The following is a 12402-nucleotide window of genomic DNA, read 5'->3' as shown; positions in this document are numbered from 1 at the left end:
CACCCATGACGACCCACGCGACCCTCGCCCCCTCCGCCCCGGCGTCCGCCACCGGACTCCCCTCCGGTGCGCGGCGCACCGCGGCCCGCAAGGCGGCGCTGCACTGGATCGCGGTGCACGCCCTCGGCATCGCCGCCGCGCTCTTCTTCGTCCTGCCGTTCGTCTTCGTCTTCCTCACCGCGGTGATGAGCGACAACCAGGCCCTCACCCGCGACCTGTGGCCCAGGACCTGGGAGTGGGGCAACTTCGGCACCGTCTGGGACGCCCCGGGTTTCCTCACCTGGTGGCGCAACACCCTGCTGTACGCGGGCCTCGGGACCGTGCTGACCGTCGTGTCCAGCACGCCGGTCGCCTACGCGCTGGCCAAGTTCCGCTTCCGCGGGCGGAACCTGTCGATGATGCTGGTGATCTCCACGATGATGCTGCCCCCGCAGGTCGTCATCGTGCCCATGTACCTGTTCTGGGCGAAGCAGCTGCACCTGTCGGGCACGCTGTGGCCGCTGATCATCCCGATGGCCTTCGGCGACGCGTTCACCATCTTCCTGCTGCGGCAGTTCCTGCTCACCATCCCCAAGGAGTACACGGACGCGGCGAAGGTCGACGGCTGCGGCGAACTGCGCACGATGCTGAGCGTCGTGCTCCCGATGGCCAAGCCCGCCATCGCCGCGGTGGCGCTGTTCCAGTTCTTCTACTGCTGGAACGACTACTTCGGCCCGCAGATCTACGCGAGCGAGAACCCGGCCGCCTGGACCCTGAGCTACGGCCTGGAGTCCTTCAAGGGCGCCCACCACACCAACTGGAACCTGACGATGGCCGCCACGGTGCTGGTCATGGCACCCGTGATCGTCGTCTTCTTCTTCGCGCAAAAGGCCTTCATCGAAGGCGTGACGTTGACGGGAGTCAAAGGATGAAGCTGGCGGTCGTGGGCGGCGGGTCCACGTACACCCCGGAACTCATCGACGGTTTCGCCCGGTTGCGGGAGACCCTGCCGGTCGAGGAGCTGGTCCTGGTCGACCCCGCCGAGGACCGGCTGCGGCTGGTCGGCGGGCTCGCCCGGCGGATCTTCGCCAGGCAGGGCCACCCCGGCACCGTGACCACCACCTCGGACCTGGACGCGGGCGTGGCCGGGGCCGACGCCGTGCTGCTGCAACTGCGCGTGGGCGGCCAGGCCGCCCGGGCGCAGGACGAGGCGTGGCCGCTGGAGTGCGGCTGCGTCGGCCAGGAGACCACCGGCGCGGGCGGGCTGGCCAAGGCGCTGCGCACGGTGCCGGTGGTGCTGGACATCGCCGAGCGGGTCCGCCGGGCCGCCCCCGGTGCCTGGATCATCGACTTCACCAACCCGGTCGGCATCGTCACCCGCGCCCTGCTGCAGGCCGGTCACAAGGCCGTCGGACTGTGCAACGTCGCCATCGGCTTCCAGCGGAAGTTCGCCGGGCTCCTCGGCGTGGCGCCCGAGGACGTCCACCTGGACCACGTGGGCCTCAACCACCTCACCTGGGAACGCGGCGTCCGGCTCGGCGGTCCCGCCGGCGAGGACGTCCTGCCGAAGCTGCTCGCCGAGCACGCCGACGCCATCGCCGCCGACCTCCACCTGCCCCGCCCGGTGCTGGACCGGCTGGGCGTGGTGCCCTCGTACTACCTGCGCTACTACTACGCACACGACGAGGTCGTGAGGGAGATGCGGACCAAGCCGTCCCGGGCCGCCGAGGTGGCCGCCATCGAGGCGGAACTGCTGGGGATGTACGGGGACGAGACCCTCGACGAGAAGCCGGAGCTGCTCTCCCGGCGCGGTGGGGCCTACTACTCCGAGGCCGCCGTGGCCCTCGCCTCCTCCCTCCTGCGGGACACCGGCGACGTCCAGGTCGTCAACACCCTGAACAACGGCACCCTCCCCCTCCTCCCCGACGACGCCGTCATCGAGGTCCCGGCCACCGTGGACGCGAACGGGACGCACCCGCTGCCCGTCCCGCCCCTGGACCCGCTGTTCGGCGGTCTGGTCGCGAACGTCACCGCCTACGAGGACCTGGCGCTGAGCGCCGCCGTGCACGGCGGACGCGACCGGGTCTTCAAGGCCCTGCTCTCGCACCCCCTCGTCGGCCAGTACGAGTACGCCGAGGCCCTGACCGACCGTCTGATCGCGCACAACCGGGAGCACCTCGCGTGGGCCTGAACCCTCTCGTCGTCGACGGGGTGCTCGCCGTCGACGCGGGCAACAGCAAGACCGACGTCACCCTCGTCGCCGCCGACGGGACGGTGTTGGGCACCGCCCGCGGCGGCGGGTTCCAGCCGCAGATCGTCGGCACCGAGGCGGCGGTCGAGGTGATCGCGCGCATCGTCGAGCGGGCCGCCGACGCCGCCGGCCTCGCCCCGCGTCCCGGGGAGCCGCTGGTGCGGCACGTCTCCGCGTGCCTGGCCAACGCCGACCTCCCCGTGGAGGAGCAGCAGCTCGAACTTGCCGTCCACGCCCGGGGCTGGGGCGGGACCACCCGTGTCGCCAACGACACCTTCGCCCTCCTGCGCGCGGGCGTCGACGGGCCGCGCGGGGTCGCCGTGGTGTGCGGCGCCGGCATCAACTGCGCGGGCATGCTCCCGGACGGGCGCACGGCCCGCTTCCCGGCCATCGGCCACCTGTCCGGCGACTGGGGCGGCGGGGCGGGCCTGGCCGACGAGGCCCTGTGGTGGGCGGCGCGCGCCGAGGACGGCCGCGGCGGCGCCACCGCGCTCGCCGCCGCGCTGCCCGGGCACTTCGGGCTGACCTCGATGTACGCCCTGATCGAGGCCCTGCACCTGGGCCACCTCGCGATCTCCCGCAAGCACGAGCTGACCCCCGTCCTCTTCGCGACCGCGCAGGCCGGCGACCCGGTCGCCCGGGCCATCGTGGAGCGGCAGGCCGAGGAGATCGTGGTCATGGCCACGGTCGCGCTGCGCCGGCTCGACCTGCTCGACGAGGAGACCGACGTCGTCCTCGGCGGCGGAGTGCTGGCCGCCCGCCACCCCTTGCTGATGGACTCCGTGATCTCCCTGCTGGCCGCCGCGGCGCCCAAGGCCGTCCCCAAGGTGGTGACCTCCCCGCCGGTGCTGGGCGCCGCCCTGCTGGGCCTGGACGCCACCGGCGCGGCGGCGCAGGCGCACGCCCGGCTGCGGGCGCACTACGCATCGGTGGGCTCCGTGTCATAACCGGCGCGCACGCCGGGGGAACCGAACGCCCTCCCCGTGCGTGGTGAGCTGCGAGGGGGCGGCGCGCGGGGGGACCAGGCGGGCGGCGGTCGGGCTGTACGGACGGCAAGATCCACGCAATCCCTGGGTGGATGCCGGTGACGACGGCCATACTGCTGGTCATGGGCTCGTCGCGCGTACGCGCGGGGGAACGGGTCGGGGGGAGGGCCGGCAGGTGACACGGACGCCGATGGAGACGCAGTCGCCGACCGTGCGGGCGGACACGCCCGCACCCGGCGGCAGGCGGCCACGGGCATGGGTGGAGCAACTACGGGTGTGGCGCGCCGCGGCCACCACGGAACCGGGACGGCTGCGGATCATCGGGGCGCTGCTGGCCCTGCTCGTCGTCGCCTTCGGCGCGGTGACGGCGTGGCAGATCACCGATCGCGCCGCCGCGGCCGACGACGTGATCCACCACAGCGAGCCGCTGAGCGCCCGGGCCGCGGACATCTACCGCTCGCTCGCCGACGCGGACGCCACCGCCGCCGGCGGCTTCCTCGCCGGCGGCGACGACCCCGCGCAGGACCGCGAGCGGTACACCCGGGACATCGAGATCGCCTCGCGGAACATCGCCGACGCCGCGGCCAGTTCCGAGGACTCCGCCCAGGCGCAGGCCCGCCTGGAGCGACTGAACCAGCGGCTGTCGGTCTACACCGGCCTGGTCGAACGGGCCCGCGCCAACAACCGCCAGGGCTTCCCGGTCGGCGGGGCGTACCTGCGGCGCGCCAACAAGATGATGAGCGAGGAGATCCTCCCGGACGCCAAGCAGCTGTGGACGATCGAGACCGCACGGCTGGGCGAGGACTACCAGGACGCCAAGGCCCTGCCGCTGGCCGCCTGGGGCCTCGGCCTCGTCGCGCTGGTCGCACTGGTGTGGGCGCAGCGGCGGTCGTACCGGCGGACCCACCGGGTGTTCAACCCGGGCATGCTCGCCGGCACGGTGGCCACCGCCGTGGTGCTGCTGTGGCTGGTCGCCGGGCACGGCGTCGCCCGTGCCCGGCTGGACGACTCCTACGCGCACGGCGCGCGGTCGCTGCAGGTCCTCAACGAGGCCCGGATCCAGACCCTGCAGGCCCGGGGCAACGAGAACCTGACGCTCGTGGCCCGCGGCGGCGGGGACGCCTACAGCACGGCGTACGACAAGCAACTGCAGGGCCTGGCGGGCACGGACGCCGACGGGCGGACGGGCCTGCTGGCGCGGGCGCTCGACCTCGCCGACGACGACCAGGGCCGCAAGAGCATCACGTCCGCGATGGAGGCCGCGAAGGCCTGGTGGGGACTGCACGGCGAGGCCCGCGAGAAGGACGACGCGGGCAACTACCTGGACGCCGTTGCCCAGACGATCGGCGGCACGTACGAGAACGGGCAACGGCCCGAGCAGTTCACCGGCTTCTGCTTCGACGAGGTCGACAACAACCTCGCCGACGCCGTCGACCACGAGCAGCAGGAGTTCGAACGGGCGGCCGCCGACGGGCGCGGCGCGCTGGACGGGCTGGTGGCGGGTGCCGCGCTGCTGGCGGTGCTCGGCGCCGCGGGCGCCGTGCTCGGCATCGGGCGCCGGCTGTCGGAGTACCGGTGAGCGGGGGGAGGCGGCTGATGGGACGCCAGGAGCGTGGATGGCGCGTGCGGGGCTGGGCGGCCGTGGTCTCGGCGGCCGCGTTGTGCGCGGCAGCGGCCGCCGGCGCCGCGCTGCCGCTGCAGGACGGCACGTCCGGGGACCGGGACCGGCCCGAGGCACGGGCGGCGGCCACCGGGACGCCGGCCGCCGCGCCGGGGAGGGCCACGGCCGACGACGACTGCGGCGGCCACCCGGAGGCGAGTCTGCGGCCGTCCTCCGCGAGCGGACCGGCGATCGAACGGATCAAGAAGCGCGGCAAACTGGTCATCGGGGTCGACCAGAACGGCTACCGCTGGAGCTACCGCGACCCGGTCTCCCGGAAGATCGTCGGCTTCGACATCGACCTGGCCAAGGCCATCGCCAAGGACATCCTCGGCAGCGAGGACGCGATCCTCTACAAGACCGTGCCGACCGCCAAGCGCTTCGACGCCGTCAACAACCGTGACGTGGACCTGCTGGTGCGCACCGTGAGCATCACCTGCGAACGGATCAAGGAGAAGCACATCGCCTTCTCCACCGCCTACTTCGAGGCGGGGCAGCAACTGCTGGTCCCCCGCCAGGGGTCCACCATCAAGGGGTTCGACTCCTCCGTGGAGGGGAAACGGATCTGCGTCGCCCAGGGGAGCACCGGGCAGGCCGAGCTGGAGAAGGAGAAGGAGCGGCTGCAGCCCCGCGTCCTGCTCGTGGCGAACCAGCTGGACTGCCTGGTGATGCTGCAACTCGGCGAGGCGGACGCCGTCTTCACCGACAACGCGCTGGCCGCCGGCCAGGCCGCCCAGGACCCGGCGGTGCGGCTGGTGGGCACCCCGGTCACCACCGAGTACTACGGCGTGGCGATGAACGAGAAGGACACCGACCTGGTGCGCCGGGTCAACAGGGTGCTGGAGGACTACCGCAGCGGTGGCGCGGACAGTCCGTGGATGCAGGCGTACCGTACCTGGCTGGAGGCGGACCTTCCGGGCATCGAGGGGCCACCGGAACCGCTCTACAAGGACTGACGCCAAGCACGGGGACCGGCGGGAGAGAAGGAAGGTGCGATGGCGGTCGCGGGACCATCCGGACCGGCGATGAGCCGTGAGGACGCCGACCGTGCCCTGGCACGGCTCGGTGACGAGCGGGACGCGATCGAGGCGTCCCTGCTCGCGCTGCAGGACCACTCCGGCCGCAGGCTGCTGGAGGGCGCGGCGCTGAGCGGTGCCACCAAGGAGCGCTGGGCCGCGGCCGAGCAGGCCGTCGCCCTGCTGTGGGCGCACTTCGACACGTACACGGAGGCCCTCGTCACCGCCCGGGCCCTGCGCGGCCGGCGCCGCTGGCCCACCCAGAGCGAACTGCGGGAACTGACCGAGCTGCTGCGCGGCTCCGGCGTGACCGTCTCCGGCGGCGCCGTGCCGGAAGCGGCACGGGGCCTGACGGGTCCGGCCCGGCTGAGCGAACGGGTCAGCCTGGAGCAGCTGCTGGCGCGGATGAACGAGTGGTACGCGCAGGTGATGGACGTGGTGTCCGCAGCCGACGCGGTGTGGTCGGCACTGCCCGCGCGCATCGACCTGCTGATCGCGGAGGCGCAGCGGGTCCGTTCGCTCGCCGAGTCCGTCGGGGTGCGCCCCGGCACCCACCCCTCGGGCGACGACCTGGCGGGGATGCTGGACTCGCTGGCGGCGCTGCGCGCCGAGGTGGTCTCCGACCCGCTCGCCTTCTGGTCCGGCGGCCGGCCCGACACCGGGCGCTACGACCGGGCCGGGCGGACCCTGGAGGACATACGGCGTGAGGTCGAGGCCGTGCTGCACGTCCGCGACGACGCCGACCACCGGCTGATGCGGCTGCGGGACGTCCTGTCGCGCGCCGACCGCACCCTCACCGAGGCGCGCAGCGCCCGGGTCGAGGTGCTCGCCAAGATCGCGGCCTCGGAGGTGCCCGCGGTGAGCGGGGCGCCGGTCGCGCTGCACGATCAGCTCTCCGCCGCGGTCGACTTCCGCAGGACCGGCCAGTGGCACCGTCTCTCCCCGTTGCTGGACGGCCTCGAACAGCGCGCGGACGACGAACTGCTGCGCGCCCGCGAGTCGCTGACCGCGGTCACCGCGCCGCTGGCCGTCCGCGCCGAGCTGCGCGGCCGGCTCGACGCGTACCGGGCGAAGGTGGCGCGTCACGGGATGGCGGAGGACCCGCTCCTGATGGAGCGGTACGACCACGCACGGCGTCTCCTGTGGAGCGCGCCGTGCGACCTGCGCGCCGCGGAGCACGCGGTGCTGCGCTATCAGCAGGCCGTTGCCGAGCTGCTGGTGCCGGGGCAGGCGGGACCTGCCGACCACAGGGGGGATGCACGATGAACTGCCAGCGTCCGGGCTGCGACGGGACGATCGAGGACGTCGGCGGCGGTGAGCTGTTCTGCGACACGTGCGGGCTGGCGCCGCTCGCCGCGGCGGCGGGTGCGGCCGCCGGCCCGGGCGGGGGCGGGGGCTCGTCGAAGCCGTCGCAGCCGTCGCGGACCGCTGGGACCGGACCGGGTTCCGCAGCCTCCTCGCGCTCGTCGCGGACCTCGGGCTCGTCCCGCTCCTCGCGCCGTTCGGTGTCGGGGCGGCTGTCCCGTTCGCTCAGCGGCAGCACGAGCGGCGCCGCCTCCGTCTCCGTGCGCAGTTCGCGCTCCGGCTCCAGCGGCCCGACCCGGGGCAAACTGGGCGCCGGCCTGGTGACCGTACCGCCCATCCCCCGGCCGGACCCGGCCGCCGCGGTGCTGCACGACCCGCAGGTCCCCGAGCGGAAGCGGTTCTGCAGCAAGGGCGACTGCGGGGCGCCGGTCGGACGCAGCCGCGGGGACCGTCCCGGGCGCACCGAGGGCTTCTGCACCAAGTGCGGCCAGCGGTACTCGTTCACGCCCAAGCTGCGGGCGGGCGACGTGGTGCACGGGCAGTACGAGGTGGTGGGCTGCCTGGCGCACGGCGGCCTGGGCTGGATCTACCTGGCCGTGGACCGGGCAGTCAGCGACCGCTGGGTCGTGCTCAAGGGCCTGCTCGACACCGGTGACGAGGACGCGCTGGCCGCGGCGGTCTCCGAGCGCCGCTTCCTCGCCGAGATCGAGCACCCCAACATCGTGCGGATCTACAACTTCGTCGAGCACCTCGACCCGCGGGGCGGCACCCTCGACGGCTACATCGTCATGGAGTACGTCGGCGGCAAGTCCCTCAAGGAGATCGCCAACGAGCGCCGCAGCGCCGACGGAAGACGCGAGCCGCTCCCCGTCGACCAGGCCATCGCCTACGCGATCGAGGCGCTGGACGCCCTCGGCCACCTGCACAGCCGCAACCTGCTCTACTGCGACTTCAAGGTCGACAACGCCATCCAGACCGAGGACCGGCTGGAACTCATCGACATGGGCGCCGTCCGCAGGATGGACGACCAGGACAGCCCGATCTACGGGACGGTCGGCTACCAGGCGCCCGAGGTGCCCGAGGTCGGCCCGTCCGTCGCCTCGGACCTGTACACGGTGGCGCGGACGCTGGCCGTGCTCACCTTCGACTTCCAGGGCTACACGAACGTGTTCGCGGACAGCCTGCCGGACCCGGACGGCATCGAGGTCTTCTCCCGCTACGAGTCCTTCTACCGGCTGCTGGTCCGTGCCACCGACCCCGACCCGGGCCGGCGCTTCGGCTCGGCGGAGGAGATGAGCGAGCAGCTGCTGGGCGTGCTGCGCGAGGTCGTCGCGCTCGGCACCGGCAAGCCGCGGCCCGCGCTTTCCACCCTGTTCGGCCCGGAACTGCGGGTAGTCGACACCGAGTTGCTGGCGGCCGCCGAGGACGCCTCCACCCTGGGCGACCGCGGCGCGAACGGTACGAACGGCGACCGCAGGGGCGCCGCGCCCGCCCTGCCCGCCGCGACGGCCGCCGCTCCTGCCCTGCCCCCGTCGCCGGCACCGGTGCCCGGCCCCGGCGGGTACGCCGCGACCGTGCCGGGCACCCCGTTCACCGTGCCCGCCCAGCGGACCGCCCCGCCGGCCCTGGCGGCCGGGCCCGCCGTCTCGCCGCTCGACGTACGGGCCGCGGCGCTCTCGCTGCCCGTGCCGCACGTCGACCCCGCCGACCCCAACGCCGGTTTCCTGGCCGGACTCGCGGCCGCCGCGCCGTCCGAGCTGGTGGCCGCGCTGCAGGCGGCGCCGGTGCGGTCCCCGGAGCTGCGGCTGCGCACCGTACGCGCCCGGCTCGACAACGACGACGCGCCCACGGCCGTCGAGGAGTTGCGGAGACTGCAGGAGGAGCATCCCGACGACTGGCGCGTGGTGTGGCACCGCGGTCTGGCCGCGCTCGTCACCCGTGACGACGGCACCGCCGCGCTGTCCTTCGACGCGGTCTACGACGCCTTCCCCGGCGAGCCCGCCCCGAAGCTGGCGCTCGGCGTCTGCGCCGAGGTGCTGGGCCAGCTGGACAACGCCGCCGAGTACTACCGGCTGGTGTGGACCACCGACCAGAGCTACGTGAGCGCGGCCTTCGGCCTGGCCCGCGTCCGGCTCGCCGCGGGCGACCGGGCGGGGGCGGTGGCCGCCCTGGAGTCGGTCCCCGAGTCCTCGATCCACTACACGGCCGCGCGGGTGGCGGCCGTCCGCGCGCGGCTGCGCGGACGCGCCCCGCAGGAGCCGCTCCTGGACGACCTGCGCGCCGCGGCCCGGCAGGTCGAGGACCTGCAACGGCTGGGTCTTGACACGCGGTTGCGCGAGCAGCTGTCCACCGAGGTGCTGGGCAGCGCGCTGGACTGGGTGCTGGCCGGACAGCAGGGCGCGGCCGGCGCCCCCTCCGCCGGATCCGCCACGCCCGGGCTCCTGGGCCGGGACCTGGACGAACGGGGGCTGCGCTTCGGCCTGGAACACTCGTACCGGGTACTGGCCCGGCTCGCCGACCAGGGCCGCACAAGGATCGATCTGGTGGAGCGGGCCAACCGCCTCCGCCCCCGGACGTGGGTGTAACCGCCATGCCGCACGAGACCGTTTGCCCGGAGTGCAGCGAGCCTCTGGAATCCGACGACAAGTTCTGCGGCGTCTGCGGCGCCGACCTGTCCGCGCCCCGGCAACCGGACGCGTACGAACTGGCGCCGCCCGACCCCGCCGCCGCCCCCGGACCGCCGGGCGGTGAGCCGGATTCGTACGAGCTGGCCCCGCCGGGGAGGGACACCGACACGCTCGCCTTCGGCCTGGGCACCGCCGACCTGCCCCGGGCGCGGATCACCGATCCGCGGCTGGACCCGTCCCCGGGCGGGACGTCCGCGGCCTCGCCGCGGTGCGTCGCCTGCGGCATGGGCGACGTCGACGGGGACGGCTACTGCGAGCACTGCGGGCACGCACAGCCCCGGCCCCGGGACCACCAGGAGCAGGAGTGCGACGGCGTGGCCGCCGTGACCGACCGGGGCCTGCGGCACCACCGCAACGAGGACGCCTTCGCGCTGGCGACGACCGCGCTGCCCGACGGCACGCCCGCCGTCGTCGCCGTGGTGTGCGACGGGGTGTCCTCCGCGTACCGTCCCGACGACGCCTCGGAGACGGCCGCGGGCACCGCGAGCACCTCCCTCGTGCGGTCCCTCGCCCGCGGCGCCCACCCCGAGGAGGCGATGCGCGACGCGCTGCTCGTCGCCGCCCAGGCGGTGACCGATCTGGCGGCCGAGACCCCCGAGGAGGAGGCCCGGCGCCACCACAACGCGCCCGCGTGCACCTGCGTCAGTGCGATCACCTCCGGCAAGACCTTCACCGTGGGCTGGATCGGGGACAGCCGTGCCTACTGGATCCCCGACGACCGCTCCACCCCCGCCTCCCGGCTCACCGAGGACGACTCGTGGGCCGAACGCATGGTGGCGATGGGCCTGATGACCCAGGCCGAGGCGTACGCGGACGAGCGGGCCCACGCCATCACCGGCTGGCTCGGCGCGGACGCCGTGGAACTGAACCCGCACACCGCTTCCTTCGAACCGGACGAACCGGGTGTAGTGGTGGTGTGCACCGACGGACTGTGGAACTACGCGGAGTCGGCCGCGGAGCTGGCCTCCGTGGTGCCCGAGGACGCCCGCACCCGGCCGCTGACGTGCGCCCGCACGCTGGTCGGGGTCGCCATCGACGGTGGCGGCCACGACAACATCACCGTCGCCGTGCTGCCGTTCCCGGCCGCGTGACCTCTCCCTGATGCTCTCTTCCGAAGGTTGAACAAGCGCAAGGAGCGCACCCGATGGCCAACTTCTCCAAGTCGAACGTGCCGCAGTTCTCCGTCGACATCTACCAGAACGAGTTCCTTCCGGAGGGCGGGCGCGAGGTCAACGCGATCGTCACCGTGACCTCGACCGGCGGCGGCACCACCGGCGGGCTGCCGCTGGCCACCCACGCGCCCGGCGACGTGCCGGGCTCCGCGCCCGGTGCGGCCGTGGTGATCATGGTGGACTGCTCGGGCTCCATGGACTACCCGCCGACCAAGATGCGCAGCGCCCGCGACGCGACCGCCGCCGCCATCGACACCATCCGCGACGGCGTCGCCTTCGCCGTGGTCGCCGGCACCCACCAGGCCAAGGAGGTCTACCCGGCGAACGGCGGTCTGGCCGTCGCCGACCCGGCCACCCGGCACCAGGCCAAGGATGCGCTGCGCCGCCTCAGTTCGGGCGGCGGCACCGCGATCGGCACCTGGCTGCGGCTGGCCGACCGGCTGCTGGCCACCTCCGACGTGTCGATACGGCACGGCATCCTGCTCACCGACGGCCGCAACGAGCACGAGAAGCCGGAGGTACTGCGCGCCGCGCTTGACGCCTGCGCGGGCCGCTTCACCTGCGACGCGCGTGGCGTCGGCACCGACTGGGAGGTCAAGGAGCTGACCGGGATCGCCTCCGCGCTGCTCGGCACGGTGGACATCGTCGCCGACCCGTCCGGGCTCGAGGCGGACTTCCGGCAGATGATGGAGACCGCGATGGGCAAGGAGGTCGCGGACGTGGCCCTGCGCCTGTGGACCCCGCAGGGCGCGGAGATCCGGTACGTCAAGCAGGTCGCGCCGACGGTGGAGGACCTCACCGCCCGCCGCACCGAGGCCGGTCCGCGCGCGGGCGACTACCCGACGGGCTCCTGGGGCGACGAGTCGCGCGACTACCACGTCAACGTGGTGGTGCCGGCGGCCGGCGTCGGCCAGGAGATGCTGGCGGCCCGGATCTCCCTCGTCCTGCCCCAGCCGGACGGCACCGCGCGCGTGCTCGGCCAGGGGCTGGTGCGTGCGGTCTGGACGGACGACATGGCGGCCTCCACGCGGATCAACCCGCAGGTCGCCCACTACACCGGGCAGGCGGAGCTGGCCCAGGTCATCCAGCAGGGCCTGGAGGCCCGCAAGCAGGGCGACCTCGACTCCGCGACCGCCAAGCTCGGCCGGGCGGTGCAGCTGGCCAGCGACTCCGGCAACGAGGACACCGCCAAGCTGCTGGCCAAGGTCGTGGACGTGGTGGACGCGGCGACGGGTACTGTGCGGCTGAAGGCCCGGGTCGCCGACGCGGACGAGATGACCCTCGAGACACGTTCGACGAAGACCGTCCGCGTGAAGAAATAGAGCAGCGGGACAGGGCGGGGCAGA

General features: G+C 73.8%; 9 protein-coding genes. All 9 read left to right on the top strand.

Annotated features, from left to right (window positions below; translation table 11 throughout):
* Positions 1-5 precede the first annotated feature (5 nt).
* The 9 genes from PV410_RS06440 to PV410_RS06400 all read left to right on the top strand — a co-directional run bounded on the left by PV410_RS06440 (position 6) and on the right by PV410_RS06400 (position 12378).
* Positions 6-911 carry a carbohydrate ABC transporter permease gene (locus tag PV410_RS06440; protein ID WP_500322877.1) on the top strand — a complete coding sequence of 302 codons (906 nt, stop codon included), beginning with the start codon at positions 6-8 and terminating at the stop codon, positions 909-911.
* The gene (locus tag PV410_RS06435; protein ID WP_500322876.1) at positions 908-2170 is read left to right on the top strand and encodes a 6-phospho-beta-glucosidase; all 1263 of its coding nucleotides are present in this window, start codon (positions 908-910) and stop codon (positions 2168-2170) included. The genes PV410_RS06440 and PV410_RS06435 overlap by 4 nt, the downstream gene beginning before the upstream one ends.
* A complete protein-coding gene (locus PV410_RS06430; protein ID WP_500322875.1) occupies positions 2161-3177 on the top strand; it encodes an N-acetylglucosamine kinase in 1017 nt (338 codons plus the stop codon). Before PV410_RS06435 ends, PV410_RS06430 begins: the two co-directional genes overlap by 10 nt.
* A gap of 229 nt (positions 3178-3406) precedes the next feature.
* Positions 3407-4795 carry a GlnX family signal transduction membrane protein gene (locus tag PV410_RS06425; RefSeq protein ID WP_500323052.1) on the top strand — a complete coding sequence of 463 codons (1389 nt, stop codon included), beginning with the start codon at positions 3407-3409 and terminating at the stop codon, positions 4793-4795.
* A gap of 17 nt (positions 4796-4812) precedes the next feature.
* Positions 4813-5832 (top strand): glutamate ABC transporter substrate-binding protein, encoded by a 1020-nt coding sequence (locus tag PV410_RS06420; RefSeq protein WP_500322874.1) that lies wholly within the window; start codon positions 4813-4815, stop codon positions 5830-5832.
* A gap of 39 nt (positions 5833-5871) precedes the next feature.
* The gene (locus PV410_RS06415; RefSeq protein WP_500322872.1) at positions 5872-7158 is read left to right on the top strand and encodes a hypothetical protein; all 1287 of its coding nucleotides are present in this window, start codon (positions 5872-5874) and stop codon (positions 7156-7158) included.
* Positions 7155-9782: a serine/threonine-protein kinase gene (locus tag PV410_RS06410; protein ID WP_500322870.1), complete on the top strand. Its 2628-nt coding sequence runs from the start codon at positions 7155-7157 to the stop codon at positions 9780-9782. Before PV410_RS06415 ends, PV410_RS06410 begins: the two co-directional genes overlap by 4 nt.
* A 5-nt stretch (positions 9783-9787) precedes the next feature.
* The gene (locus PV410_RS06405) at positions 9788-10975 is read left to right on the top strand and encodes a protein phosphatase 2C domain-containing protein (protein WP_500322869.1); all 1188 of its coding nucleotides are present in this window, start codon (positions 9788-9790) and stop codon (positions 10973-10975) included.
* A 53-nt stretch (positions 10976-11028) separates the two neighbouring features.
* Complete coding sequence (locus tag PV410_RS06400; protein WP_500322868.1) at positions 11029-12378, top strand: vWA domain-containing protein; 1350 nt, start codon at positions 11029-11031, stop codon at positions 12376-12378.
* Positions 12379-12402: the final 24 nt, after the last annotated feature.

Origin of the sequence: Streptomyces sp. PA03-5A (assembly GCF_033792725.1) — a bacterium.
In the GTDB taxonomy this organism is placed as follows: Bacteria; Actinomycetota; Actinomycetes; order Streptomycetales; family Streptomycetaceae; genus Actinacidiphila.
Note: the sequence above shows the minus strand (reverse complement) of the source record. Positions and strands in the feature narration are given on the sequence as shown.